This is a genomic window from Photobacterium angustum (assembly GCF_003026365.1).
Taxonomy (GTDB): domain Bacteria; phylum Pseudomonadota; class Gammaproteobacteria; order Enterobacterales; family Vibrionaceae; genus Photobacterium; species Photobacterium angustum.
In genome coordinates this window covers 79,092-105,270 of sequence record NZ_PYOM01000006.1, presented here as the reverse complement: position 1 = coordinate 105,270, position 26,179 = coordinate 79,092, and the positions used below count along the sequence as shown (strand labels likewise).

Sequence of the window (26,179 nt, the reverse complement as noted above, 5' to 3'; positions counted from 1 at the left end):
AAAACGAAGAATAGTAGAGTATTTCGAAGAGTGAAGCGCAGAAGGTATTTTAGATTAAGTGGTGTAACAAGTTACACCACTTAGAAATCTTATAGAGACTATAAAATTAAAGAGCTACAACGTTTGCAGCTTGAAGACCTTTTTGGCCTTGCTCTACTTCAAAAGACACTTTTTGGCCTTCAGCAAGAGTTTTGAAACCTTCAGAAGCGATAGCACGGAAGTGAACGAATACGTCAGCACCGCCGTTGTCTTGAGTAATGAAACCAAAACCTTTCTCTTCGTTGAACCACTTAACGATACCAGTTGACTTAGACATAATGTGTCCCTTATATAAAATTCATAGAAAATATCGCAAAATTGCGATGCACTGAAAGCTTGAATTATTAAATATGATGAAGCGAAGGAAACACAAAGGTACAACTAAACGAAGATACTTCTGGAGATTTTCTTTAACTTAACTCTTTATTAATAACTCTGAACAACAGAGCGAGAACATAATCACATTAAACGTATTGACTGTAAACTGTTTTTTATAAAAAAAACCAAAATAAATTATAAATATTTGATTTTAAATAACTTAATACACATATCATCTATAAAAAAGCAGATCAATTATTGATCTGCTTTTTTCCTATCACTCGATTAATGTATATTTACATTCTTAGGCACTGATTGTGTTTTCTTAAACTTGAACAGTGTTAAGAGCGGTAACAGCACAATGTAAGATACAAAAATAAATCCAAAGGTATAAACAAAAGCAAGCAATGTTGATTGCTGATGTAATAGCTCACTGATTTGGGCAATAAAATGAGGATCCGTGACTGTTGTATGCTGCATCATTGCCTGCTGCTGCAATTGCGGATTAGTTAATGTTAAATCCGCCCCTAAAGCATGCCACTCTCGTTGCTCTGTACGAGTAAAATACGTATTAACAATAGATATACCAAATGAACCACCAATGGTTCGGCAAAGGTTGAAAATAACCGCACCACCAACTGTATCTGCATGACTTAATGTTCGATATGCCATTTGGCTTAATGGTGCAAATACAAGCCCCATCCCTAACCCCTGAACAATCGATGGCATTACTACCCAGTAATAATCAATATTCATTGAATACTGCATCATTAAGTATGTACCAAGGATATTAAAACCGAGCCCTATTGCTACTAGCATACGAGGATCTAATCTATCCATAAATCTAGCAATCACTAGTAATACAATAGCTGAGGTTAATCCTCTTGGCGCCATGGCAAACCCTGTTGCTTCTACAGGATAATGCAGTAACTGTTCTAGCATCATAGGTTGTAATTGGGTAATACCAAACATCCCCATAGAGAAGCCAGCCATCATTAAACAAGAAACAGCAAGGTTTCTATCTTTAAGCAGCCACATAGGAGCGACATCGCCTTTCGTGATCCATGATCGCGCGATAAAGAAAATCCATGCGACAACGCTGATCACCGCAGAGAACAGAATAAAGTTAGATTCAAACCACCCTTCTTCATTACCTCTGTCTAATACCATTTGTAACAGCCCAATACCGATAGTCATACCTATCACTAAAGGCCAGTCTAGTTTGCTCTTACCGCGTCCATCTAACTTCACAAAGAAATAAAGCAGAGATAAACAAATCAAACCAATGGGTACATTAACGTAAAAAATCCAGCGCCAATCCATATTCTCGGTAATGACACCGCCAACGGTTGGGCCTAAAATAGGCCCTAATAATATCCCAACACTGAATAACGCCATTGCTTTACCACGTTCTTCAGGCGGATAAATTTGCACCATGATAGATTGTGATAAGGGGATGACTGATGCGCCGAACGCGCCTTGGAATATTCGAAAAGTTACCATTTCAGCAAGGCTGTCAGCCTGTCCACATAAAGCAGACATAGCCACAAAACCGGCAACAGAAAAGAGCAACAATTTACGTACTCCAAACTTAAGCGCCAAATAGCTCGCTAAAGGGATGAAGTTCGCTTCTGCCATCGAATATGAGGTTAACACCCATGTTACTTGCTCTGAAGTTACGCCTAACGCTCCCATCATATGAGGCAAAGCAACATTCGCGATAGTCATGTCTAACAGCACCATAATGGCGGATAACATGACAGCAAAAGTGATCAACAACCGATTGGCTGGCGTTAACGTAGCACCCGTCATTACTTAGTCTCTGCTAACGTATCAATAGTGACTTCCGCGCTCGCTCCAACACGAAGTAAAGGCTTACCTTTTAAATCATCAAATTGAATACGAACAGGAAAACGTTGAGGTACTTTAACCCAGTTACCCGTTGCGTTTTCAGGAGGGAGTAAGGAGAACGATGAACCACTTGCTGGTGATAATGCAATAATGTGGCCTTGATATGTCACATCTGGGTACATGTCTAAAACAATACTAGCTTTCATGCCTGGTTTTAATAAACCAATCGACTTTTCTTTGTAATTAGCTTGAAGCCACGCCGTATTATCTTCAATCAAAGGCATGACAGATAATCCAGGCGATACAATACTGCCAGGACGGACACTCACCTTACCTAAACTACCATCATGTGGAGCATAGATATTAGTATAGGATAAATTCAACGTCGCTTGGCTTAATGCTGCCGCCGCTTGTTTAACCTGAGGCGCTTCATCACCTTTAGCGCCTTGCTGGTTAATTAACTGGCTCATGTTAGCGCGCGCAGCTTCTAATGCTGTTTGAGCAGAGGCTAATTTAGCTTTTGCATCATCACCTTGCTGTAAAGGTAATAATTTGCGATTCACTAAATCCATCACTCGACGATAACTTTTTTGCACATCAACAAGCGTAGCGTCTGCTGATCGCACATTAGCACTTGCCGCTAAAATTGCATCATCTGTCGCTTTATTTTCTTGTGTCGCAACTTCATACGCAGCTTTTGCTTTTTCTAACTCTATTTCAAATGGAGCTGGATCAATCGATAATAATAAATCGCCTTCCGCTACATGCTGGTAATCATTCACATTGACCGTAAGAACTTTGCCACTAATTTGTGGTGCAACATATAAAGTATTGGCATGGACATAGGCATCATCAGTCGCTGGATATAACTTTTGATGGCGAATATAAAAATACCCAGCCGTCCCTAACAGTGCAGCTAAAAGTACAAAAATAAATAGATTACGGAACAGATGTGAATCATTTTCTGGCGTCTGAAGTTGTTCAGACGGCGAGTTATCAGTCGTTGCCATTAAAATATCCTATTTAGCTGAAATATCGCTAAATTTGAGTCTAGATGATAAATATATTGTTGTGATAAACCACGTATTTACAAATCACTACCCCAAAATGCAGGTTGGGATTTTGTAAATTCTAATTGCGAAGACATTAGCCACTCTCTTAATGCTAATGGGTATAAATTACTCGTTACCAGATCTTCTCTTTTTAACCAAAAATAATCGATATGAGCTTCACAACTCTTAATAGTGTCAAGATCATTATCTGTTTCTGACGACAATAAAAATAATAAGCATAGTTCAGTATTTAATTCTTGCCCTATATGCCAATTGTTTTCTACGGCCCCCAAAAAACAAGCAATGTTAACCTTTAAATTCGCTTCTTCATTCAATTCTCGAATCACCGTTGTCGCTGCTGATTCTTTTGCATCAATATGTCCACCAGGTAAAAATGTTTTATCATCACCTTTAACTCGGGTAACAAGCACTGCATCATCGTTAATTAAAATACCGCGAGCAGTTGAGTGAAAATGCATATTAAACCCTTTATATTATGTGGATTTTATAATCCATAGCTGAATATTTACTCATCGTTAGATGAGTAATAACGTATAAATTACAAACCCGAAAAGAACCTACCGGCTAATCTATTCTATATATCTAAATAGAGTAAGAGATCTAATAGTATACGAAAAAACAACATGTTCTCTTAACTTTCAGCTAATCATTTATGCAATGTAATATATCAAAATAAATCATTTGAAATTGTATTCTAGGTAAACAGCATTATTTTATAAATAACTCTCATTAAACATAAAAAAACGCTGATACTTTCATATCAGCGTTTTTATTTAAAAATTCATCACTTACATACTGACTTTATCAACTAAATATAGAATTGAGCGATATTCTATCCCGCTATGTTCAGATAGCCCTAACTCACAAGTACGACTATTTGAATAACCTTCAGTACAACCAACTGGTACTTGACGTTTTAAAGGCGCTAATGAACTTGCGTTAAGTTCTGGTTTGGTAAAACCTTTATCGCCAGCAAAACCGCAACAGGTAATGTCATCTGGAATAATCACTGTCTTCGCACAAACTTTTGTGACTTTTTCCATCACCCCAGCTAACCCTTTACGGCGTGATGTACAGGTAATGTGTAACATCACAGGATCTTCTTGCGGTGTTATGGTTAATTTTGGCAACACATAATTTGCGACAAATTCGAAAGGCTCATAGATTTTAATTTCACTGCGTAGTGTTTCTTTTCCTGTACTTGCACAAGGACTGGTATCCATTAATACAGGATAGGCTCCTTGGCTAGACGCTTCCCATAGCGCATTTTCTAATTGTTGTGCCTTTTTCGCTGCCGTTTCAGGAAAACCTTTACTGGTATACGGCATACCACAACATTGATTGTTCAAATCCTTGGGCATAACAACCTCATAGCCCGCTTTTTCAAGCAGAGAAATCGTCACGTCAACTAAAGGTCGAGGATCTTTTGCATTCGCTTCAGTACCCATTGTACGTGCAGAACAACTCGGGAAATAAACTATCTTTTCACGACCCACTTTTTTAACTTTCAATATTTCAGTGGATTTTACCGCTACAGGCATATGTGAAGACCACATCGGAATACGATGACCTGACAATTCATAAGCAGCCTTCGTCAACTTACGCATCTTATTAGTGCCAAGTACCTTATGCATTCCATTTGCGACGGTTAAACCTGTTTTAGCCACTGACGTAACAGTTGAAAAATGATCCGCAGTCCAATTCGCAATTTGTTTTGCTTTATCTGTATGGTTTTGACGTAATTTACGAACAAGATCGCCGGTATTGATCCCAACAGGGCAACGATCGGCACATAATCCTGTTGCGGCACAGGTATCTAGGCCGTAGTAACGATAGGTTTTTTCCATCTGAGCAAGACGGCTAGGATCTTCGTTAGTTTTCCTTAAGCGAGAAATTTCACGAAATACTGTATTACGTTGGCGTGGTGTTAACGATAAATTACGAGAAGGACAAACAGGCTCACAGAAACCGCATTCAACACACTTATCAATCAACTCATCCGCTTCTGGCATCCCTTTTAAGTTTTTGATATGTGATTCTTTATCTTCATTGATGATCACACCAGGATTTAAAATGCCACGCTTATCAAAAATACGTTTAATATTTTGCATTAATTGATAGCCATCAGCGCCCCACTCAAGCTCGATAAACGGAGCCATATTACGCCCAGTGCCATGCTCTGCTTTTAAAGATCCTTTATAATCAACGGCCACTAACTGAGCCACTGCATCCATAAAATCACTATAACGCGTTATTTCTTCTTGGCTATCAAATGACTGAGTGAATACAAAGTGTAGATTTCCCGCCAATGCGTGACCAAAAATGATCGCTTCGTGGTAATTGAACTGAGTAAATAACTCCTGTAGTTCACGTACCGCAGGGGCTAATTGTTCAATCGGAAAGGCAACATCTTCAATGATAACTGTGGTTCCAGTCTCTCGCACAGCCCCCACAGATGGGAATAGCTCTTTACGGATCCCCCATAACTGCTCACAGATTTTGGTATCACGGCTAAAATCAACCTGAGCAATCGGTGAGAAACCATTAATAATAGCTAGCAACTGTTCAATTTGTTGCTGTAATGCAGCCTCATTCTCAGCATGAATTTCAATCAATAATGCCGCGGCTTCAGTATCTCCTTTTTCACCAAGCTCTGCGATAAAACTTGGCATTCCCGGCTTGTCGGCAACAGAAGCTAAAGAACGGCTATCCATTAATTCAACCGCAGCGACTGAAGTTTTACTCAACTCACTTACCGCAAGGCAAGTAATTTCAATATCGCTAAAAACAAACAACCCAGATGCTTTGTGTGCATGATTCACAACTGTGTTGTAAGTTACGTCAGCAATAAAACCTAATGTGCCTTCTGAACCAATGAAAAGGTGCTGCAAAACGTCAATTGGATCATCAAAGTCAATCAGCGAATTAAGACTATAACCTGTGGTGTTTTTTAAACGGTATTTATGGCGGATCTTGTCTGCCAGCTCACTGTCTTCCTGACACTGGGTAACAAGTGTCATTAATTCATCAATCATTTCTGCATGACTGAGTTTAAAAGCTTCAACACTGGCACTATCTAACGTATTTAGTACCGTGCCGTCTGCTAATACAACCGTCATTCCAGCAACTGTACGGTAACTATTTTCTGAAGTACCACAGCACATACCTGATGCATTGTTAGCAACAATACCGCCAATTTTACAGGTATTGATTGAACCAGGATCTGGGCCAATTTTACGACCAAATGGCGCTAAATACGCATTGACTTCAGCACCAATAATTCCCGGCTGGAGCCAAATCTGTTCACCATCATTTAGTATTTCATAATCTCGCCAATTTCGAGTCAGCGTGATTAACACAGAATCGGACTGGGCTTGGCCAGATAAACTAGTACCAGCGGCTCTAAATGTCACTGGAATTTGGCGCTCATAGCACGTTTTAACGGCAAAGATCACCTCTTGCAAATTATCCAGTTGAAGGACTACTTGAGGCGTTAAACGGTAAAAGCTGGCATCGGTACCATAGGCCAGTGCGAGTGTTGGATCGGTGATAATGCGACTTTTATCTATTTGTTGTTCTAGTTGCGCAATCAGTTCAAGGTAGGGCTGCTGCATCATGGCTCCATGTATGTATACGAGTTAATCGTTTTATTTTTTATAGGTATATTCTACTTTGCTCTGTATAGTTGATATATATTGCCTAATTCACATATTTGTTGAAAAAAGTACACCAATAGATGAAAACAACGAATAATCTACTCCTTTTTTATCATCTAATTGATAAAGGCTCCTTTAGCAAGGCTGCCGAGCATATTGGCTTAACAAAATCGGTGGTAAGCAAACGTATCACAGCACTTGAACAAGCGTTAGGCGTTCAGCTTATTTATCGGACTACGCGCAAATTGACACTGACAGAAGCCGGTGATGTTTTTTATCATCATGCGAGAGAAGTCTACAATGCGGTTCAAAATGCAGAAGATGCAATGAGTGGATTAGGTGAAAGTCTAACAGGTAAGATCCGTATTACAGTCCCTACCATTTCTGGCGAGCTTATTTTACCCGAAGCAATTGCAGCGTTTAGCCGTCAATATCCTGATATTCATATTGAAATGGATCTCGACAATCGCTTTGTTGATTTAGTACAGGAAGGGTTTGATATTGCGATAAGAACAGGTGCAATGCCAGATTCAAGCTTTATTGCCCGTCAATTAGTTCAAGCTCGCTGGGTGATATGTGCATCCCCCTGTTATATCAAGCAATACGGGAAACCAACACAACCTTATGATTTAGAAAAACATAACTGTCTGGGTTATAGCTTTCAAGAAACAGGGGCGAACGAATGGCTAATTGAAGATAGATTAGGCATTCATACCCTTAGAGTAAAAGGCAACTTTACCACTAATAACGCTTCTGCTTTACGAGGCGCGGCGCTACACGGACAAGGCTTGGTCTACATTCCCAAAGTATTAGTCGCTGAAGATCTGAAAAAAGGTGACTTGGTTGAAGTACTAACTGATTATGTTGCGAAATCATTAGGCATTTATGCGGTATATCCGTATACCAAGCAGCAACCAATGAAAGTGAAACTCTTTATTGAGCATATTTATCAGTATTATCAAAAATACCGAGATACTTTTAAATAAAATGATTTAATTGATCGCCATGACTTCATACCAAGTGACTTTATCACCAATATGAACATCGACTTCTTCACCGATCTCACGACCAATCAATGCATCACCAAATGGCGAAGTTGGTGTCACTATCGTGACAGAATACTGATCAAACGTTACGACTAGTCCACCAGAGCTGGGGCCCAGAAAAACAAAACGCACGTTATCATCTTCATCAGCTAACGTTACAATATGCCCAAGTAGTACAGTATCAAAGGCTTTAGGTAAGTTAGCTTGTAATACTTGATAAGCTGTTATATCGGCTTTGCACTCTTCTACTCTTTGTGCCTGACCATGCGCTAAATAAGACGCTTCAAGCGCCAATGTGTCATATTGATTTTCCGCAACATTTTCATCATCAGTCGCCGTATTATAGGCACGTAAAGCCGCTTCAGTCGCCGCTTCTAATATTTGTTGTAGCCTAATTTGTATCTGATTTAATAACTTTTGCTTATTCACTATTACTGCCTATGATCTCAAACGCGCCATATCATAATACGACTTTGTCTGAATTCATATTTTCGTCATTGTGTATCTTCCTAAAAAGCGACTTATCTAGAACAAGATCCCCCTAAAAGAGCATTTAACGATCAATTAAAAGTAACATTGACAGATATAATGACTAAAGATGTCGCTTAATCTTTGGCGAAAAATCACTAGCAATTGTCGTGTACTATCAAAACAAAATAAAACAGTCTGTTAAAGTAACCACAGCTTTAATAAAACAACAAAAGGTACACTCAATGACAGAATCAAGAGCTCCTGACTGGGATAATATAAAAACTTACGAGAAGTTATATCAGGAAATATTAATCAATCCTGACACATCAAAGTTTCATCATTATTTTACGGAAGATTGCTATATCAATATTAATGATAAAGAATATGATGCTGATGCTTTTAAGCAACGTATGGTCTGGTTGAAAAAGAATGCAAAGGTTAAAGTTGAAGTAGTTAACTTTTTTACCTCAAAAGACGGCACTAAGATAACAGACACGCATTTATCTCACTCCATAGATGCAGAAGGAATCAAGAGAACTTTTCGTGTTATGCAACAATCCGAACTTGAAAATGGCAGGATAAAAAGATTTATCGACAATACATTTATGCTTAGTGGTAGTGATTCAGATTATAGTATCACAACAAATAAATAATTTTATTGCTTACCTTTTAGCTTCTACATCGTATAGCACCCCACTTTAGGTGAGGTGCTAAGTTTTATAAAAGATTAAATTTATTAGAATTTATAATCAACACTCCAAACGACTTGCTCTGTTCCTTTTAAACGAACACCATCTGCTTTGTAATTTTGATCAAGATAACGGTAGGTAAGATCTGATGAAATATTATCAGTTAACTGCATCATTGCACCTAACTGTCCGCCCCAAACAAAATCAGTAGAGCTCTTCTTACCATCTTCCTTATGTGTCACTATATTGTGAGCAGCACCCATTGACGCACCAGCAAAAAGGTTAATATTAGAAGTGACTGGTACTAGGTAATCATAAGAGGCTAAATACAGATCTTGCTTATGCTTTGCTTTCACACTGTCTGCACCAGCTTCAGATAAATTAAATTTGTCTTTTTTATAACCATAAGTCGCCATTAAACGATGGTGGTTATCGACAATTACACCACCACGGATTTGGTAGCTAGCATCTTCACTATGCATTTTAGCAGCGTCTTTAAAGTTATCTAATTGATAACCCACACCACCACCCATAAATTTTTCCACATTTGTTGCCATCGCTGGTGCTGATACAATGCCTGCTAATACCAATGTAGATAAAATAGACTTTTTCATGATTTTATTCCTAACTTATTGTTATAAATGAAAGTCATTAACCTAAGGGGAAGGTTAATTGGCTTTCAAAATGCCTTTGCCTTTTCGTTAGCAACAAAACTAAAGTATTTCTCCTGTATGAAAACTTAACGAATAAAACACTATTTTATTAGGTAAATGCAAACTGAATGAGGCTGAATTTAAGCGCCTAAAAAGCACTTCAAGTGTAAGTATTTATTTCAAAATATATGACAATCCATATAAACAATAAAATATAAAGTCGATCTCTAGTTCATCACTATGCTTTTTATTTATCGCTAGACTGTCAGCTAAGACTTTTGGGAATAAATGTTTCATTTATGTTGAGCTTGGTTCCAAAATAGTCTTTCGCTATTTACTCTAATCACAAAAATTCATTACTTATAAAGTAATAACTAAAGTTAAGCCCTTTAAACACGATAGCAATAGTATGGACATAACTCGTGAGCAACCAAACTCAAACATTACGAATGACGAAATAATGGAAAAACGATTAAAAACACGATTAACTCTGCATACGATCGCCACTGTTTTATTGCTAGGAAGTTCTGCGCCACTATATGCTTATGTTCTTTCACCTATTCACTTACTGAACTATGTCGATTCATATGGCAATCTCTCATTAAGAAATAGTGGAGATATACAATTGCCCGATCCTCTCGTGATCAGTGGTAATTTGAACCTTGAAAAAAGCAAAATTTCACAACTTCCACGTAGCCTGACTGTCAATGGTAATCTTAATCTTGCTTACACTGAAATTGAGTATCTCCCCTTGGTATTTAACGTCGATGGATTCGTTAACCTTGCTCATTCAAAAATTAAAGAGCTTAACTATGGTATGAGAGTAAAGGGAGATCTCAGTTTAATGGGAACTGAAATCCAAAAACTTCCAGATAACCTCTATGTCAAAGGGGATCTTTACTTAAACAACAGCAAAATAACTAAACTTCCTAATCAAATCATCGTTGATGGCGATATCCACATTAACGGTACTCAAATAACAAGCATTCCAGATAATGCAAAAATAAAAGGGCGTATTATCAATTAACAAGCCATTGGATTATTTAATTTTTTAAAATAGCAAACGTTTGCCTTTTGATTTCAATATTTATTTAAATATTATTAAATGAGAATTTAAAATATAAGAAAGCCAGAAATATTCATTTATTTCTGGCCACTGATACTCAATAAGTATTTAAATTTACATTATTAAGATTTTGAACATTTAGCTGGGAATTTTCTAAATGTATAAGACTTTCTGAATCACCTAAAAGAAAGCCGTTCTGTTAGCATTGATTATGCTTTTTCAACTTTAGTAGTTTGATTTTTATAGTAAAACCACTGTCTACGGTTACGTGTTTTCATTTAAAACCTCTCATTAATCTTATATGAGTAAGGTTGATATCACTAAAATTAATACCGTTCTTACTCTTTACTTATCTGTTCTACTTAAACAACTTGATGTGACATAAAAATGACATCGCAATAGTTTTTTGTGAACATCTTTTTTATTAATATATCTTAGGCTGCGAACTATCAGAAAAGTTCACAGTAGATTATTAAAATGATTTTTATAGATATGGGTTCGATAGGAAGTATTGAAATGCAACCATAGCTAAATATCATCAGCTACGTTTTCTTACTTAAAAAACCTCGAACAATTTATATCGATGACTCAATATATGTATCTTTCGCTCATTTGACAACCACTAAAATAGATTATTTTTGTGATTCAACTCTTTATTTTATTATACAAGTGATCACATCCTATTAATGACAACCTTAACTCATTGCAAAATAAGTATATTTCATAGAAATAGACAGTTTATATCAACGTGCTTTCCTCTAAAAAAATTTAATCAAAACTGCCATTTTTCACTTTTTATTATTGAGATTATGAGATTCCATTCCTTTTAATGCCATGAGAGAGTAAAAAAATCCCCTTAAGGCTTACACTTTAACTTCCAAGAATCACTTGTTAATGATATGTTAAATGCAATCAAGTACTATGGAGACGATAATGACGATTCATACCGTTACTTTAGAGCTAACCGCTAATGTGCCTAAAACCGTTCTCTTTGCATTACTTTCTGATCACGCTAAATTAGGGCGTTTTTTTAATGCTAAATACTCGTTGATTCGCTCAGGAAAGCCAGAGATTAATGGGATTGGTGCTATACGAGAGGTAATTCAAGGACCATTTACGTATCAAGAACAAGTTATTGATTTTAAAGAAAATGAACACATTCACTACCAAATAATTCAGGGGGCTCCAGTGAATGAACATGGTGGGTGGATAAAGTTTAAAAGTATCAATGCAACCCAAAGTAAAATTCATTATCACATTACTTTTTCCCCTAAAATTAAAGGCACTGGCTGGTTAATTAAGCTTCAAATACAAAACTTCTTAAAACAAGCACTAGCAAATGTGATTCAACACAGCGAAGATATGTGGAGCTCCACAACGACAGTCAACGCTTATTCACGTAATACCACTTTGAAAAAAGACATTCCAACCAAAGTCCGCATCAAATAACCGCATCAGCATAATCGCGATCAATTCTACATTTTTGATTTTCTCTACTCATAAACACGCCTCTTATTGCGCAATCTTTGATCAAATCGAGGACGTACATATCAAAATTCGTTTTAATAGCTCAACAATATGCCTTTAATTGCATTTACGACTACGTTGAGAGAACTTCAAGACTATGTACCAATCACAACCGCAACTAACAACTGACAGATTAATTCTTCGTCCGCTACAATTATCAGATGCGACAAAAATTCAACATTTAGCAGGCAATATCGATATTGCCAATAGTACTATCAGTGTTCCTCACCCCTACTCTGACGGTATGGCGGGTAAATGGATTGGTAAACATTTAGCTGGTTGGCTCAGCCAGAGCTCAGCGATCTTTGCGATAACGTTAAAAACAAATCACCAGCTGATTGGCTGTGCTGGACTTGAAAATATACAAAACGGTAGTGGTCAATTAGGCTATTGGATTGGTGTTCCTTACTGGGGGAACGGGTATTGTACCGAAGCAGTTGAACGTCTAAAAGAATTTGGTTTTAACCGATTACAGCTCAAACATATTTATGGACGCCACAGTAAAAGCATCACAGGTCCTGCAAAGGTTATGCTTAAAGTGGGTATGTGTCCTGTTGATAAACTTTCTATTGCTTCAATTGATAATATCTGTGATGACCTTTCATTGTATGAGATCACAACCTCATCATGATACCTACTTAATAACAACACCGTATAGTAAATAGCATTATGATACTCTCATTAGGTATCACCATATCAATGGGAGGTTTTAGTGTTAGATTGTGACTTTCTAGTTATTGGGGCTGGAATAATTGGATTAAGTACAGCATGGGAACTGCAACAACGTTTTCCCCAAAAAAAGATATGGGTTATCGAAAAAGAAGCTCATGAAGCTTTCCATCAAACAGGCCACAATAGCGGTGTCATACATGCTGGTATTTATTACACTCCAGGCAGCTTAAAAAGTGATTTTTGTCTTCGTGGTAATCAAGCTATTAAAGCCTTTTGTAATGAATTTGATATTCCTTTCGAACAATGCGGAAAATTAGTCGTTGCCACAAATCCAACCGAGCAACAACGTTTACAACAATTAGTATTACGAGCTGCTCATCTTGATATTAATATCACCCTTCTCGATCAAGATGCACTGAAACAAAAAGAGCCTAATATTACAGGTATTAGTGCTATTTTTGTCCCAGATTCTGCTATCGTTAATTATCATTTGATTTGTCAAAAACTTGTTGAGTTGATCCGACAACACAACGGACATGTTATTTTTAATCAAACCGTTGAAGCAATAGAAGAAAAAACTGATAGCATTGCTATTAAATGTAAAACTAAAACATTCTTAGCGGGTAAATTAATTGCGTGTGCCGGACTACAATCCGATAGAATTGTTTCTATGCTTGGTACTCAACCCTCATTTTCTATTATTCCTTTTAGAGGCGATTACTATCAACTCCCAAACAAGCACAACGATCAAATTAACCATTTAATCTATCCTGTTCCAGATCCCTCCTTGCCTTTCCTTGGGATCCACTTAACAAAAATGATCGATGGCAGCATTACTGTTGGACCTAATGCCGTCCTCAATTTTGCGCGTGAAGCTTATGATTCACCAATGTTTAATCTTAAAGATAGTTTGGACTTACTTAGCTTTAAAGGGCTATATCCTCTGCTATATAAACACTTATCATCAGCATTAACAGAGTTTACTCAAGCAGTATGGAAACCCTCTTATTTAGCTAAAGTGCAGACCTATTACCCTCAATTAACACTTTCTGATTTACAACCTTATCCTTGTGGGATACGAGCTCAAGCGGTGAGTAAAAAAGGTCAACTGATTGATGATTTTATGTTTCATCAAACAGCATTAAGTCTTGTTGTATGCAACGCACCCTCACCAGCTGCTACGTCATGTTTTCCTATCGCTCAGTATATTGTTGATAAGCTACGCTATGAGTAAGTGATGTTTTTGTTATACTCGCCAGCATCAAAAATTAACGTAAATAAGGGATCTTGTAGTGAAAAGCCCATGTGTTGCCAAGTGTAAGAATAGTGATGGTATCTGTAGTGGTTGCTTACGCACCATGAAAGAAGTTATCGAATGGCAAAACTTTGATGATGCCAAGCGAGAATCAGTTATGGCTGAAATTAAAGGGGAACCTGATACTCATTCTTGCCCTGAATGTCATGAACCCGCACATTGCGATATTAGTGCAGGAAAGGCAACGTGTTGGTGTTTCGAATTAGATAAACGCGATACTGAAGATTGCCCTTCAGGGCGCTGCTTATGTCGTCAGTGTTTATCAAAGCAACCTCTCGCTTAATAATAAATGGCGTTCTAACTTATTTAGATCGCTTTGCACGCCTTTTGTTACTAGGACAGTGAAATGACACTTAAGCTTAATAAAAGAAAAGCACAAATCCTCGATGAAGCCATTACGCACTGGGAACAAGAAAAACTTGTAAGTATGGAACAAAGTGAGCACTTACGACAAAGTTATCAAGTCGCAAATTTTGACTGGAAACTGCTTGCTGTTTATTCATTCTGGATAGCTATTGCTTGTTTTATCCTCTCCGTCATTTTATTAGTTGCTGATAACTATTTAATGTCGTTATTGGCCAAATTGATTAATACTCCAGCCAGTGTTTTAACTATTTTTACCGCGTTTTTATCCGCCGCTTTATACTATCTCGGCGTTAGAAGGCGTACTAAATTCCCTGAAAAAAGTATTAGCAATGAAGCAATTTTCTTTTTTGGTGTTTTACTCACGGCTGTTTCTGTCGGCTTTTTAAGTAAAACATCATTCGCTGAACATTGGCGAGAAAGTCTATATATTGCTATTCCTGCCATCATCTATTGTGGGTTAGGTATCAAGTTAAGATCGGTTCTAATTTGGTTGTTTTTCTTACTAAGTGCAGGGCTTTATTTACTCTCAGAAACGTCCTATTTAAGTGATAGCCATTACCTCTTTTTAGGAATGAATATTCCGCTGCAATTTACTTGTTTTGGCGCCATCATCATCTTAATTAGTCTATTTTTTCCAAAAATAAAAATAGTAAAGCCACTAACAGAAGCAACGCGTTTTGCTGGACTGTTCTATTTTTTCACTTTTTTATGGCTACTGACTATATTCGGTAACTATGACAGTTTTCATGAGTGGTCACAGATAAAACAAGTGGAATTATGGGCATGGAGCCTTTTAGCTTTAACTTGTTGTACTATCGCAATTGTTATTGGCATAAAAGCTAATGATGTTATGACGCGTACATTCGGTATTACTTTTATGTTAGTTGTGCTGTATACCGAGTATTTCACGTATTTTTGGGGCGAGATCCATAAAGCACTTTTCTTTGCGATACTTGCACTTAGCTTTTGGTTTATCGGAACACGAGCTGAAAAGTTATGGCAACCTAATCAGTAAATAACAGGCATTCTTCCGCACCATGAAAATGGGATAGCTTGATAGTAAAGCTATCCCATTATGAAAATAATCGATTTAATCACTATCGATGATAGGCAATATATTGCTTGGTCTTTTTTAGCCCCATATACTTAGCAAGCGTCTTTTCTGCTACCTGACGTAAATCAACCACAATTAAACCATCCAACGCATCATTAAAAGCAGGATCAACATTAAAGCAAAGTAGCTTGCCATTTAATCCTAGATATTGCCTTAATAAGACAGGAACACCTTTGTTGTCGTTATCTAATCGACTCACAACTTTTGAGAGCAGTTGAATATCAGTAAGCGCTGCCAATATGTCGGGGTGATGATAACAACGCTCCCCTTTCGGTAAAGGATAGCTAGGCTTTACCAACGTTGCTACCTGCTGATCGTAATGGTGTACCTCTAGACTAGCGGCTAATAACTGGCGGGCTTCTAAACTATAGTCATTACTTATACTCACAGGGCCAAATAAGTGAGTATATTGAGGATGACGGTATACAAACTCGCATATTCCTTTCCACAGTAACAATAATGCGCTAAGACTACGCTGATAAGGCTGAGCAACAAAAGATCGCCCTAACTCTAATGATTTACCTAACTGCTTCACTAACGCCTGATCATAATTAAACAAGGTTCTTGAGTATAAACCTTCTATCCCTTGCTGTTGTATGATTTGATCAGATGCTCCTAGGCGATATGCACCAACCAACTGCTGTTGCTCTTTATCCCATACGAATAAATGATAATAAAAGTCATCAAACCGATCTAAGTCCAATGCTTTTCCAGTGCCTTCCCCAACAGCCCTAAAATTAATTTCTCGCACTCGACCAATTTCTTTCAATAAATGTGGTGCGTCTGCTGCTGTGGTGCAATAGACATCAAAACGAGAGTTTTCAATAAGCTTCTGATCATGAGGCAAATGTGCAATTTCTGCGGCTAATAATTGAGCTGGGATAGGAGGATGGATCGTCGCCATTTCAGGGTTCGATACTGTTTCTTGCTTTGTTGACTGAGATAAATAGCTTGAACCTAAAAGATAAGTATTAAGCCGTAAGTAATTAACTAGTTGATAGTCATCTTTAATATTCTTCACTTCCGAATAATGTATAGCTTCACCGATCGCTAGCCCTATACATTGTTGGCGTTTATTTAGCATCTCTCGCCCAAGCATCGCAGTACGTAATAATGGATGAATTTTCCCTGCTAAATAAAACTTTTTACTGTTTTCACCATTAATAAAAATTGGAACAACAACCGCTTCATGACGGCGAATAAAGCGACTTACGGAGCGATTCCAACTTTTATCGACTAACCGTTTTTTTTGATCTTTAGTCGATACTTCTCCTGCAGGAAATACCAGTAATAAGCCCCCCTCTGCAAGATGATGATGTGCTTCTCTTACTGCTTTTGCATTCGCTTTTACTGTGGATTGATTTTCAAAAACATCGACGCCAATAAATAAGGAATCTAATTCAGGCACCGTTTTTAAATATTCATTAGCCAAAATTTTTATATCAGCACGCACTGAGAGAAGAAGCTCAGCTAGAATAATACCTTCCACACCACCAAGAGGATGATTCGCAACAATCAACGTTGATCCTTGCTGTGGGATTGTTTGTACCGAGCCTTGTTGGAGCTGATAATCAATCCCTAATGATTCCAACGCATAGCGCACAAAAGTTGTTCTATCTGAATCAATGGGGCGTTTTAAATAATACTGATTAAGCTGCTTTAGTCCTGTAATCCATTCAGCTACATTCTCAGCAATACCTAATGGCGTTTTTCTTGGAAGCAAAAAAGGCGTGTTCGTTTCCATACTTTCACCGCAAATCACAGAATTTGGTGTCAGTATAAAAAGGATAAATGACGAAAGGGTTTCAATCTATTGCCGTTTTAATGACAAAAATAAAGCCACTGTTTAAAGTGGCTTTATGACGGTAGATTATTTATAAACGCTATCTGTAACAAAGTAGATACTCAAAAAATGGATATATTATCTTACTGCTTGCATTTCAAGATTATAAAGACGGATCTCATGTAATACACGTTCTGTCAGAATTTCATTCATGTTGTCACGAACTGACGCTTGCATTTCCGATATAGCAGGAAATACGTTCTCGTGCATTTCATCTAAACATTCCTTTGATACCTTCATTTTTAAATCAAACTCAAAAGATGCTAGAGCCAAAAATTTCTCCATTCGCTCTAAAACGACATCAATCATGTATTGATCAGCATTTAAATCAAGCAGTTCCTGCTCAACAATGGTTTCTAAAGGTGTCCGTTCTCTCGGTTGTTCTTTTACTGGAAAAGTAAGAATATTCGACATAATATCCTCCCATAGACAGTAACTGTGAAGTCCCTAACAAATTTCCCTGTAACAATACCGTTACATTTATCCTATGTGTATTTATTCATTCTGAAAAGCACAATTTTGAAAAAACGTTATAAGTATAACATTTTTTAAATCTAACAAGCCCTCCCCTAACCCTACAAAACACTTAATAAACAAACAGATAATCAAATAAAAATAAATTTAAACTTTTCTTATTTTTTTTTCGTACAACTATCAACAATGACTAACATTGTTCGATTTTCATGCATTCCCTCTAACAAATGTTTTTAATTTGGAGCCTTGTAGCGCCACTTATCCGAGTTACTCAAGCCGTATCTCGGTTTTTTTTGCCCTAAAAATAGCAAAACCTTAAGATGTGGTCTCAATATCAAACGTTTAGTGAAAATAAGACATTTTTCACGTATAAACCTATGTATTCGATCTGTCGTAAATAAAAACATATCGATTACAGCGAATAGACCAAGGAGAGAATAATGAGAAAAGCCATAATGGCTGCAGGACTGGTAGCATCAGCGCTATTAACAAGTGGTTGTTCGGATAATGAAGTTGGCGATGTATCACTAGGGGTATTTACCACCAAAGATATTAAATTAAATACTTTAGTCGACCCCTTAGTGCCAGGTGTTACCTGTCATATAGCAAGTATTGAGGCAGATTTAAGCTTAGCGGATCCATCCGATTCATCGATTTCATGTCGTCAAACAGGTGAAATCACACCTGATATGATTGCAAAAATAGATAAATCAAAATCGGGTGAAGTGGTATTTAAAAAGTCGAAAAGTATTTTCTTCAAAACTATGAAGATTCGTCGTATTTATGATCCTGCTTCTGAAACTTTGATGTATTTATCATACTCAACAAAAGAAACATCAGGCAGCTACAAGCATAGCTTATCAACTGTGCCTCTTTGGGGAACAAAAGCTTACGTACCCAAAGACGTAACACCACAATCTGCACAGTAATATCGGTTTATATACCGCAACAATGTACTTTTAACATGCATAGTTGCGGTATATCTCTTAAGAAAAAGTAATTTAAAACTTGTTAAATCGTCCTTTAACCATGATCGAGCCGATCAATGCCATAACAAGACCTGTTAATAACACCACAAAGTTTTTATGACGTTCAGCGGCTAAAACTTTTTCTGCATAATTTGAATTTGGAAAATTAGTGCTGCTCGCATGAATATATGATCCCATTTCCATCAGTACATGCTCTTGTCCGACCATACCACTTAAAGAAATACTTGCCCATAATAGCGATACAACGCCAATTGAAATTGAAATAAAACCCCAGCTTTGTTTAACATCCATATTCGAGCCTGCTTTAAAAACCATAAAACATGGTTTTTTATTTATATAATGGATAAATACACAGTATGTGTAATAAATATCAGAGATGTTTCTCTTTGGTTGCATAGAATATTATAATAGCAATTGAAAAACAAATGATTAATATAAACTCAAATACTGTTCAAAAAGGCATCAAATATAAGTTTAAGAATATATTCAAAAACAAAAAAATTACTAACCATATGTTTTTAAATGATTTTAAATTTGATGTGTTTTTTTTGAATTTCAGTTTTGAAAATATGAATAAATAATTTTGGAATTGATATTTATATTATGCTTAATTTCGTGAGCAAGTACTAATTTCATTTACACAAAAATAACAATAGAAAGATATGAAAACAAATACAACTGTATATATATACATTGCTATTTTGAGTATTACTAAATAAAAAAGTAACCATAAGGTTACTTTTCTATTTATAGCACTGTATTACTTCTGCTTTGGTCTAAAAGGCTTTATCACGGCTTCATCACATTCTAAGAATGGGCCATCCATTAAATCAATACAGTATGGAATCGCAGGAAAAACAGCATCTAAGCATTCACGAATCGATTTAGGCTTACCTGGTAAATTAACAATTAAGCTATCGCCACGTAAACCCGCAGTTTGGCGAGACAATATCGCAGTTGGTACAAACTTAAGTGATTCAGCACGCATCAATTCACCAAAACCAGGCATCATACGATCGCAAACCGCTTCAGTCGCTTCAGGCGTTACGTCACGCTTAGCTGGGCCTGTGCCACCTGTTGTAACAATAAGGCTACAGTTTTCCACATCTGCCATTGCAATAAGTGTAGCTTCAATCACATCTTGCTCATCAGGGATCACCTTATAAACAGGCTCCCACTCTGAGGTTAAATAATCATTTAGCGTATCGATAATCGCTTGGCCTGAAATGTCTTCATAAATGCCTGCACTTGCGCGATCACTTACCGTAACAATACCAATTTTCGCTTTGCTCATTTGTTTCCCCTCAGTTTTCTTTTGTCTCTTTATTACTAAGTAATAAACTAACGTGATCGCAAGTGTAAGGAAAATAACGTCGAGGTAAACCGTTATTTTTCTTACACTCTCTATTCTCAATTAATATAATCTAACGCATTAACACCAACGACGAACATTTCTGCAATATTGCAAATATTCATCACCAAACATAGCGAGTAATACCTCTTCTTCTGGCTCTATTTGAAAATTATTCATCACCCATATAAAAATAGGCACGATCACAAAGCAACTCAGCGCGGAAAAATAAAAAGCAGCGGCTAATAGGAAAAAAACTAAACCTATATACATTGGGTTACGGGTAAAACGATAAATACCGGTCGTCACCAACCGTGATGTTTTTTGTGGATAGCGGGGATCAATCGTTGTATTGGCCTTTGCAAACGCAATTATTGCTGTAAATCCCGGAATAACACCAATAAAACACAACACCGAAACCAGTAAACTCTTACCACTAAAGTCAATGGTTAGAATCGGATAAAAGCGAGAAAGTAAGTACATAGCTAACACGGATAATAACAATAATATTGGAGGTGGGACACGCAATGACATACAGAGAGCCTTCTAAAACGATTAAGATATCACTTTGATATTATAGATATAATTACATCTAGTAGATATTTTATTTGCCTCAAATGCGATCAACTTATAGCATGACCGTTTTATCTATTTTGTCACGTTATGCAGCCACTAAAATATCTACAGGGTTACCCAACTCATCTTACTGAGCAAGTACAACAGCTTATCGATAATGATACGCTCAAGACACTGCTCTTAAAGCGCTACCCGACGCCACATAACATCAAAACAGAAAAAGCACTGTATGATTATGTCGTTGAGCTTAAAAATGCCTATCTGAAAAAATCAGCTCCGATCAGTAAAGTGGCTTACGATAATAAGATCAACGTTATTAATCACGCACTAGGTCTACATACCTTCATCTCGCGCGTCCATGGAAGTAAACTAAAAGCCAAGCATGAAATCCGTATTGCCTCCGTCTTTAAATCAGCGCCACTTGAATTCCTGCGTATGATAGTAGTTCATGAATTGGCACACTTACGAGAGAAGGAACACAATAAAGCATTCTATGCATTATGTTGTCACATGGAACCTTGCTATCATCAATTAGAATTCGATATGCGTATGTACCTGACCCAACTCGAACTATTAGGCCCAATTTATACTCAACCGAAAAACAATTAAGGCCATAATCCCTCTTTCTATGGAAAAATTAGGTCGTCGATTTAATTACGATTACAATAGCGGAAAACGTCACAGAGATATTAAGCATGCAACAAGAAGAATTTGAGATTTTAGTAAAAGAATTGGCAGCACTCGATAGCGTTTCAGCGATCCTAAATGCGTTAAAAGACAACGATGAGCCTGAAATTGCAGAAACAGCAGCAGCAATGATTGGTCACTTTAGTCTTGCTGAAATCGACGGACAACAGCGTATTTACCACGTTTTCACCCAAGAAAACGACCAAGGCGAAGAAGAAGAATTTGCCGAGTGGGTAATGAATGCTAATGATGAGCTGATGCGCTTCATTGCATGGTTCTTCTACACGACCTTTGAAATTAACGATAAAGAAACGTATCAAGCCGCAGGTCGTTCGTACACACCTGCAAAACGTAGCTAATACGAATTGAATTTAAACCGCCAATATCGTTCTTTTTATTGGCGGTTTCTAACTACATACTTATTCTTCTTCATCTTGAACACGTGGTACCCAGTTACATAACGTAAGCATTTTGGTTATCGCATCATATTCTTCTTTATTTTCAGTATCATTAAGACGTTGAAGGTAAAACTGCGACATCACATTCGTTATAGTCATAACGATTCTCCTCTCTAGAAACTATACTCAGTTTGCTAAAAAGAACCGTAACTAAAAACAGAATAAATGCGATTTTTCCCTTCCCTATTTCACCATTATCGGTGCAATTACACTGATTAAAACGTCATAAATATAGAAATATGGAACAGTTTTCTGGTTTTATTATCCTTATTTAATTTATCGATATTTTATTAACCTTCGTCTGGATAGAAAGGCATAAGAAAAATGCAATCGGTACTAACAGCGAATCACTTTTTCGCCTACAATAACCGCCAAAATATTCAGATTCAGGTGTTAACATGAAAATTTGTGCTGTTGAACTACGTAGTAACGAAGCGGTTATTTGCCTTCTTTCACTTCAAAATGGCATGTTCGATATTCCACAATGTCGTACACAAAAGTTCATCATGGAAGATTCTCTAGATAACCAACAAATGCGTGATTTCCAATTCGCATTTAAAAAACTACTGGATGATTACCAAGTAGATAAGGTTGTGATCCGTAACCGTGAAACGCGTGGCAAGTTTGCAGGTAGCGCAGTAGGCTTTAAATTAGAATCGGCTATCCAGCTTATTCCAGATGTTGATGTTAACTTCATGACCAATGCTGACATTAAGCAAAAGCTAAAACGTAATCCAATGGCGATTGATTTCCGTGATACCGGTTTACGTCAATTCCAAGAAGCAGCATTTACAACTGGCTACGCATTCCTTAGCCGTTAATACATTATCTAACATAATGTAATCAATACTTTAATGGCGCTTTGCTTAATGCTTAGCGCCTTTTTTATCCGCTCAATAAAAAAATCCCCTGAGACTGATTACGTCTCAAGGGATGATTACTAAAGCATGTTGTAATGGCTGATGAATAGGTTACTGCACTATTACCAGCTCATTAATTTTACGCTTATTGACAGTTAGCTACGCCAACTTCTTTCCATACACCCCATTGACCAGATTTCGCAGGGTCTTCGCCACGTGTCCACCACTTAGCTTCCCAAACCTTACCATCTTTAGTCGCTTGGTCGCCGCCAGTGTAAACTGTTGCTGCATCCCATGCGTTATCACATGTATCAACAGGTGGCTCTACCGTTGTATGTTTAGCAACAACAACTGTCGCTGAAGCGCTTGAGCTTGCTTCACCATCAGATACCGTTACAGTAAAGACTAAGTTAGTGTCTTGCGTGTACTCAGCCGCAGTAAATAGTACTTGTGAACCATTAACTGTTGCATTAACGCCAGCTGGTAATGTCCAATCAAACGTTAGCGTATCACCCGCATCTGCATCAGAAGAAGCTGATGCATCAACAACAACTACATCGCCAGCGTTCGCTGATTGTGGTGCAGTTACACTTGCTACTGGAGCCGTGTTTGTTGGTGGTACGACAACATCTTTAGGGTTTACAGTGACAACAACAGTATCTGATGCCGATGCACCTTTGTTATCTGTCACTGTTAGTTTGAACGTTAATTGCTCAGCTTCTACTACCTCTGCAGCTGCAAAACTTGCTGTAGCAGAATCAGCACCAGTTAATGCTACCGCAGTACCTGATACTTGCTCCCAAGCATAGCTAACAATGCTACCATCTGAATCTTTCGAGCTTGAACCATCAAGCGCTACAGATGCAGGACCTGAAACAGTTTGATCTGCGCCAGCTGCTGCTGTTGGAGCTTTGTTTGGTTTATCAATCACTGCGCCCGATACACCTTCATGCATTGCATTTAGGATATCACCGTTATCCGCATCAATTTCCCATGAGAATAAACCAGCAAGACCAAGTGATTTAACGTAGTTACCTTTAGCTTTAACAGAACGCTCATCATCAAATGTGATCAAGTCACCTGTTGAACGATTCCACACATACGGTGCTTCTGCTTGCTCGTCGTAACCATATTCAAAGCCATTGATACCTTGGCTGTTAGCACCAAGCATGTATGATTTAATGCCTTTGTAATCAATAACACCGTCTTCCCAAACACCTTGAGCTTTGCTGCCCGTCAGTTTGCCAGTACCTGTACCTGTCATTGGATCTGTTGGGTCTGTTAGTGTATCAGGTGTTACACCCGTCCAACCACGACCATACATTGCAGCACCAAGAACCAGTTTGTTAGCAGGAACGCCCTGATCTAGCAGTAACTGAATACCAATATCAGACGTGTATGCTGGCCCTTTGTATGGTTCGCCATTTTCATCTAGACCAGTACCGTCACACTGACCAGGACGCATGAAGTTACCACAGTAAAGTGCTGTTTGGTGACCAGGAACGTTGTTCCAACCGCCGTAGAAGTCGTATGTCATTGCGAAGATGTAATCCATGTATTGGATAGCTTCGCCATAATCAACGTCTTCAATCTTATCGTAACCAACACCGATTGCTGATGTTAGCTCATAAGTACGACCTGTATCAGCTTCTAGCTTATCAAGCATCGCACGTAGTTCACGCATTAAAGCAATGTAAGCAGGGCCATCTTTAACCGCATCACCGCGATCTGCTGCAGCACCGCCGCCACCAGGGAATTCCCAGTCAATATCAACACCGTCGTAGAATTTCCACGTTTTTAGGAATTTCTCAACAGATGCAACAAATGTGTCACGGTTTGCTTTATCTACAAAATCAAAGAATGGGTCAGACAATGTCCAACCACCGATTGACGGGATAATTTTCAGATCAGGGTTACGCTGTTTCAATGCCATTAGCATTGCATAGTTACCCTTGATAGGTGTGCTATATTCATGACCTGCTTGCTTAAAGCTCTTTTGGAATGCAGCCCATGGGTCATGGATAACAACTTCGTAATCATCAACACCTTTACACGCAGTTTGTAATGCGTTGAAGCTATTACCACCTACCGATTTCACAGACTCGTTTGGACCACAAATTGGGATGAAGCCATAAAGAATATGGGTCAAGTTGTCTGCAGGAATGTTATCTACTGTATATTCACGACCATAGATACCCCACTCAACGAAATACGTACCCATCACTACACTTGGGTCGGTATCATATGATTTGTTGTTTGGGTCAACATTCATTGCTAGAGGAGGTAAGTGTGAACCATCTGTATCTGCAATAGTGATTTGTGCTGGCGCGCTTTTCGCACATCCTGTTTCGTCACACGCTTCGATTTCCATTTGATACAAGCCGCCTTGCTCATACTCAAAAGAAGCTGTGGTTTGACTACCTTTGATTGGACCAGATGCTACCTTTTCACCATCAAAATAGATGTTGTAAGTATCGCCTGATTTACCACTCCATTGGTTAAATTTCACATTAATCTTAGCTTTGTCATGGTATTTAACCATGTCGTTATAGCCAGATGTTGTTTCCATTGCTAGCTCAATTTTAGAGAACTGAAGGTTGTTAGAACCATACAGATCAATGCTTGGTGCCGTAGGTGCCGCGAAAGCAGCGCCAGACAGTGCAAGGGATATTCCTGCTGCACAAAGGTTAAATCGAATCATAATCTATCTCTCAATCCTTGAATTTATACTCAACATTAAGCATATAATGCTTCTACGTCTGGTACAGGGTATGACTTTTTTTATAAGTAGAAACATGTATTCAGCATTTCAGAGACTGGCTATTTTTCAAAAAAAATAAGTCAGGTATCAATTCTTTTGCACAAATATTCGTACAATAATTTGTATATTTCATGGATTTTGCAACAAGAGGCAAACAATCAACAACATTTTGATAACATTTGGAGCGTAATAAAAATGCTCATCGAAAAGCTGTTTTTATGTGAAAAAAAAGTTTTTTTAGAAGGAGAGAAACAAAGCCATCGATAACTTTTATAAAAAATAATATCAATAAATATTATTTATCAATGACTTTGGTTTATATAA

Annotated in this window: 26 protein-coding genes; 12 read left to right on the top strand and 14 right to left on the bottom strand. The window is 37.6% G+C overall.

Translation table 11 applies throughout. The annotated features are described in order from the left end of the window. Positions 1–106: 106 nt before the first annotated feature. The 5 genes from cspE to CTN01_RS07920 all read right to left on the bottom strand — a co-directional run bounded on the left by cspE (position 107) and on the right by CTN01_RS07920 (position 6,895). The gene (gene cspE / locus CTN01_RS07940) at positions 107–316 is read right to left on the bottom strand and encodes a transcription antiterminator/RNA stability regulator CspE (RefSeq protein ID WP_005364106.1); all 210 of its coding nucleotides are present in this window, start codon (positions 314–316) and stop codon (positions 107–109) included. A gap of 326 nt (positions 317–642) precedes the next feature. After that, positions 643–2,169 (bottom strand): DHA2 family efflux MFS transporter permease subunit, encoded by a 1,527-nt coding sequence (locus CTN01_RS07935; protein WP_045149987.1) that lies wholly within the window; start codon positions 2,167–2,169, stop codon positions 643–645. Further along, a complete protein-coding gene (locus CTN01_RS07930; RefSeq protein ID WP_045127988.1) occupies positions 2,169–3,218 on the bottom strand; it encodes an HlyD family secretion protein in 1,050 nt (349 codons plus the stop codon). The genes CTN01_RS07935 and CTN01_RS07930 overlap by 1 nt, the downstream gene beginning before the upstream one ends. Before the next feature lie 77 nt (positions 3,219–3,295). Then, positions 3,296–3,739: an NUDIX domain-containing protein gene (locus CTN01_RS07925; RefSeq protein ID WP_045127987.1), complete on the bottom strand. Its 444-nt coding sequence runs from the start codon at positions 3,737–3,739 to the stop codon at positions 3,296–3,298. A gap of 330 nt (positions 3,740–4,069) precedes the next feature. After that, positions 4,070–6,895: an FAD-binding and (Fe-S)-binding domain-containing protein gene (locus CTN01_RS07920; protein ID WP_045149988.1), complete on the bottom strand. Its 2,826-nt coding sequence runs from the start codon at positions 6,893–6,895 to the stop codon at positions 4,070–4,072. 122 nt (positions 6,896–7,017) lie between these two features. On the opposite strand from CTN01_RS07920, the gene CTN01_RS07915 reads away from it, so the two are divergent. Beyond that, complete coding sequence (locus CTN01_RS07915) at positions 7,018–7,923, top strand: LysR family transcriptional regulator (RefSeq protein WP_045084996.1); 906 nt, start codon at positions 7,018–7,020, stop codon at positions 7,921–7,923. Between the two features lie 6 nt (positions 7,924–7,929). On the opposite strand, the gene CTN01_RS07910 is transcribed toward CTN01_RS07915, so the two are convergent. Then, positions 7,930–8,412 (bottom strand): GreA/GreB family elongation factor, encoded by a 483-nt coding sequence (locus CTN01_RS07910; protein WP_045149990.1) that lies wholly within the window; start codon positions 8,410–8,412, stop codon positions 7,930–7,932. Between the two features lie 284 nt (positions 8,413–8,696). Between CTN01_RS07910 and CTN01_RS07905 the strand changes: the two genes are divergently transcribed. Next, a complete protein-coding gene (locus tag CTN01_RS07905) occupies positions 8,697–9,107 on the top strand; it encodes a hypothetical protein (RefSeq protein ID WP_045149991.1) in 411 nt (136 codons plus the stop codon). Between the two features lie 83 nt (positions 9,108–9,190). Here CTN01_RS07905 and CTN01_RS07900 read toward each other — a convergent pair whose 3' ends face one another. Next, positions 9,191–9,757, bottom strand: a complete 567-nt coding sequence (locus tag CTN01_RS07900; protein WP_052666699.1) for an outer membrane beta-barrel protein — start codon at positions 9,755–9,757, stop codon at positions 9,191–9,193. 499 nt (positions 9,758–10,256) lie between these two features. Here CTN01_RS07900 and CTN01_RS07895 point away from each other — a divergent pair, with 499 nt between their 5' ends. The 6 genes from CTN01_RS07895 to CTN01_RS07870 all read left to right on the top strand — a co-directional run bounded on the left by CTN01_RS07895 (position 10,257) and on the right by CTN01_RS07870 (position 15,757). Further along, positions 10,257–10,823: a hypothetical protein gene (locus CTN01_RS07895; RefSeq protein ID WP_244156094.1), complete on the top strand. Its 567-nt coding sequence runs from the start codon at positions 10,257–10,259 to the stop codon at positions 10,821–10,823. Positions 10,824–11,795: 972 nt separating this feature from the next. Further along, complete coding sequence (locus tag CTN01_RS07890) at positions 11,796–12,311, top strand: SRPBCC family protein (protein WP_107342131.1); 516 nt, start codon at positions 11,796–11,798, stop codon at positions 12,309–12,311. A gap of 175 nt (positions 12,312–12,486) precedes the next feature. Further along, on the top strand, positions 12,487–13,020 hold the full coding sequence (locus tag CTN01_RS07885; protein ID WP_045127984.1) for a GNAT family N-acetyltransferase: 534 nt from the start codon (positions 12,487–12,489) through the stop codon (positions 13,018–13,020). A gap of 81 nt (positions 13,021–13,101) precedes the next feature. Beyond that, the gene (gene lhgO / locus CTN01_RS07880; RefSeq protein WP_045132184.1) at positions 13,102–14,295 is read left to right on the top strand and encodes an L-2-hydroxyglutarate oxidase; all 1,194 of its coding nucleotides are present in this window, start codon (positions 13,102–13,104) and stop codon (positions 14,293–14,295) included. 58 nt (positions 14,296–14,353) lie between these two features. Beyond that, positions 14,354–14,659, top strand: a complete 306-nt coding sequence (locus CTN01_RS07875) for a DUF1289 domain-containing protein (protein WP_045149993.1) — start codon at positions 14,354–14,356, stop codon at positions 14,657–14,659. Between the two features lie 63 nt (positions 14,660–14,722). Beyond that, on the top strand, positions 14,723–15,757 hold the full coding sequence (locus CTN01_RS07870; RefSeq protein WP_107188359.1) for a hypothetical protein: 1,035 nt from the start codon (positions 14,723–14,725) through the stop codon (positions 15,755–15,757). 82 nt (positions 15,758–15,839) lie between these two features. Here CTN01_RS07870 and CTN01_RS07865 read toward each other — a convergent pair whose 3' ends face one another. Together CTN01_RS07865 and CTN01_RS07860 are read right to left on the bottom strand one after the other, a co-directional pair. Next, positions 15,840–17,600 carry a bifunctional lysophospholipid acyltransferase family protein/GNAT family N-acetyltransferase gene (locus CTN01_RS07865; protein ID WP_045149994.1) on the bottom strand — a complete coding sequence of 587 codons (1,761 nt, stop codon included), beginning with the start codon at positions 17,598–17,600 and terminating at the stop codon, positions 15,840–15,842. Positions 17,601–17,777: 177 nt separating this feature from the next. Further along, positions 17,778–18,113, bottom strand: a complete 336-nt coding sequence (locus tag CTN01_RS07860; RefSeq protein WP_005364081.1) for a hypothetical protein — start codon at positions 18,111–18,113, stop codon at positions 17,778–17,780. Positions 18,114–18,613: 500 nt separating this feature from the next. On the opposite strand from CTN01_RS07860, the gene CTN01_RS07855 reads away from it, so the two are divergent. Beyond that, the gene (locus CTN01_RS07855) at positions 18,614–19,102 is read left to right on the top strand and encodes a CreA family protein (protein WP_045149996.1); all 489 of its coding nucleotides are present in this window, start codon (positions 18,614–18,616) and stop codon (positions 19,100–19,102) included. Positions 19,103–19,174: 72 nt separating this feature from the next. On the opposite strand, the gene CTN01_RS07850 is transcribed toward CTN01_RS07855, so the two are convergent. The 3 genes from CTN01_RS07850 to CTN01_RS07840 form a co-directional block, all read right to left on the bottom strand. Further along, positions 19,175–19,453 (bottom strand): hypothetical protein, encoded by a 279-nt coding sequence (locus tag CTN01_RS07850; protein ID WP_045084895.1) that lies wholly within the window; start codon positions 19,451–19,453, stop codon positions 19,175–19,177. A 469-nt stretch (positions 19,454–19,922) separates the two neighbouring features. Then, positions 19,923–20,456, bottom strand: a complete 534-nt coding sequence (gene mog, locus CTN01_RS07845; RefSeq protein WP_045127981.1) for a molybdopterin adenylyltransferase — start codon at positions 20,454–20,456, stop codon at positions 19,923–19,925. Positions 20,457–20,594: 138 nt separating this feature from the next. After that, positions 20,595–21,047 carry a methyltransferase family protein gene (locus CTN01_RS07840; protein ID WP_045127980.1) on the bottom strand — a complete coding sequence of 151 codons (453 nt, stop codon included), beginning with the start codon at positions 21,045–21,047 and terminating at the stop codon, positions 20,595–20,597. A 129-nt stretch (positions 21,048–21,176) separates the two neighbouring features. Between CTN01_RS07840 and CTN01_RS07835 the strand changes: the two genes are divergently transcribed. Together CTN01_RS07835 and CTN01_RS07830 are read left to right on the top strand one after the other, a co-directional pair. Next, complete coding sequence (locus tag CTN01_RS07835) at positions 21,177–21,698, top strand: M48 metallopeptidase family protein (protein WP_045127979.1); 522 nt, start codon at positions 21,177–21,179, stop codon at positions 21,696–21,698. Positions 21,699–21,784: 86 nt separating this feature from the next. Continuing rightward, a complete protein-coding gene (locus CTN01_RS07830) occupies positions 21,785–22,135 on the top strand; it encodes a hypothetical protein (protein WP_005364069.1) in 351 nt (116 codons plus the stop codon). A 60-nt stretch (positions 22,136–22,195) separates the two neighbouring features. On the opposite strand, the gene CTN01_RS22750 is transcribed toward CTN01_RS07830, so the two are convergent. After that, positions 22,196–22,333: a hypothetical protein gene (locus CTN01_RS22750; protein ID WP_167335203.1), complete on the bottom strand. Its 138-nt coding sequence runs from the start codon at positions 22,331–22,333 to the stop codon at positions 22,196–22,198. Between the two features lie 299 nt (positions 22,334–22,632). On the opposite strand from CTN01_RS22750, the gene CTN01_RS07825 reads away from it, so the two are divergent. Then, positions 22,633–23,055, top strand: a complete 423-nt coding sequence (locus tag CTN01_RS07825; RefSeq protein WP_005364059.1) for a DUF3010 family protein — start codon at positions 22,633–22,635, stop codon at positions 23,053–23,055. A 184-nt stretch (positions 23,056–23,239) separates the two neighbouring features. Here the strand turns inward: CTN01_RS07825 and CTN01_RS07820 are convergent, their stop codons facing one another. After that, complete coding sequence (locus CTN01_RS07820) at positions 23,240–25,795, bottom strand: glycosyl hydrolase family 18 protein (RefSeq protein WP_045149997.1); 2,556 nt, start codon at positions 25,793–25,795, stop codon at positions 23,240–23,242. Positions 25,796–26,179: the final 384 nt, after the last annotated feature.

Excerpts from the sequence above, each read along its gene's own strand:
- cspE (WP_005364106.1), bottom strand. The coding sequence starts at position 316 with ATGTCTAAGTCAACTGGTATCGTTAAGTGGTTCAACGAAGAGAAAGGT.
- CTN01_RS07935 (WP_045149987.1), bottom strand. The coding sequence starts at position 2,169 with ATGACGGGTGCTACGTTAACGCCAGCCAATCGGTTGTTGATCACTTTT.
- CTN01_RS07930 (WP_045127988.1), bottom strand. The coding sequence starts at position 3,218 with ATGGCAACGACTGATAACTCGCCGTCTGAACAACTTCAGACGCCAGAA.
- CTN01_RS07925 (WP_045127987.1), bottom strand. The coding sequence starts at position 3,739 with ATGCATTTTCACTCAACTGCTCGCGGTATTTTAATTAACGATGATGCA.
- CTN01_RS07920 (WP_045149988.1), bottom strand. The coding sequence starts at position 6,895 with ATGCAGCAGCCCTACCTTGAACTGATTGCGCAACTAGAACAACAAATA.
- CTN01_RS07915 (WP_045084996.1), top strand. The coding sequence starts at position 7,018 with ATGAAAACAACGAATAATCTACTCCTTTTTTATCATCTAATTGATAAA.
- CTN01_RS07905 (WP_045149991.1), top strand. The coding sequence starts at position 8,697 with ATGACAGAATCAAGAGCTCCTGACTGGGATAATATAAAAACTTACGAG.
- CTN01_RS07900 (WP_052666699.1), bottom strand. The coding sequence starts at position 9,757 with ATGAAAAAGTCTATTTTATCTACATTGGTATTAGCAGGCATTGTATCA.
- CTN01_RS07895 (WP_244156094.1), top strand. The coding sequence starts at position 10,257 with ATGGAAAAACGATTAAAAACACGATTAACTCTGCATACGATCGCCACT.
- CTN01_RS07890 (WP_107342131.1), top strand. The coding sequence starts at position 11,796 with ATGACGATTCATACCGTTACTTTAGAGCTAACCGCTAATGTGCCTAAA.
- CTN01_RS07885 (WP_045127984.1), top strand. The coding sequence starts at position 12,487 with ATGTACCAATCACAACCGCAACTAACAACTGACAGATTAATTCTTCGT.
- CTN01_RS07870 (WP_107188359.1), top strand. The coding sequence starts at position 14,723 with ATGACACTTAAGCTTAATAAAAGAAAAGCACAAATCCTCGATGAAGCC.
- CTN01_RS07865 (WP_045149994.1), bottom strand. The coding sequence starts at position 17,600 with ATGGAAACGAACACGCCTTTTTTGCTTCCAAGAAAAACGCCATTAGGT.
- CTN01_RS07860 (WP_005364081.1), bottom strand. The coding sequence starts at position 18,113 with ATGTCGAATATTCTTACTTTTCCAGTAAAAGAACAACCGAGAGAACGG.
- CTN01_RS07855 (WP_045149996.1), top strand. The coding sequence starts at position 18,614 with ATGAGAAAAGCCATAATGGCTGCAGGACTGGTAGCATCAGCGCTATTA.
- CTN01_RS07850 (WP_045084895.1), bottom strand. The coding sequence starts at position 19,453 with ATGGATGTTAAACAAAGCTGGGGTTTTATTTCAATTTCAATTGGCGTT.
- mog (WP_045127981.1), bottom strand. The coding sequence starts at position 20,456 with ATGAGCAAAGCGAAAATTGGTATTGTTACGGTAAGTGATCGCGCAAGT.
- CTN01_RS07840 (WP_045127980.1), bottom strand. The coding sequence starts at position 21,047 with ATGTCATTGCGTGTCCCACCTCCAATATTATTGTTATTATCCGTGTTA.
- CTN01_RS07835 (WP_045127979.1), top strand. The coding sequence starts at position 21,177 with ATGCAGCCACTAAAATATCTACAGGGTTACCCAACTCATCTTACTGAG.
- CTN01_RS07830 (WP_005364069.1), top strand. The coding sequence starts at position 21,785 with ATGCAACAAGAAGAATTTGAGATTTTAGTAAAAGAATTGGCAGCACTC.
- CTN01_RS22750 (WP_167335203.1), bottom strand. The coding sequence starts at position 22,333 with ATGACTATAACGAATGTGATGTCGCAGTTTTACCTTCAACGTCTTAAT.
- CTN01_RS07825 (WP_005364059.1), top strand. The coding sequence starts at position 22,633 with ATGAAAATTTGTGCTGTTGAACTACGTAGTAACGAAGCGGTTATTTGC.
- CTN01_RS07820 (WP_045149997.1), bottom strand. The coding sequence starts at position 25,795 with ATGATTCGATTTAACCTTTGTGCAGCAGGAATATCCCTTGCACTGTCT.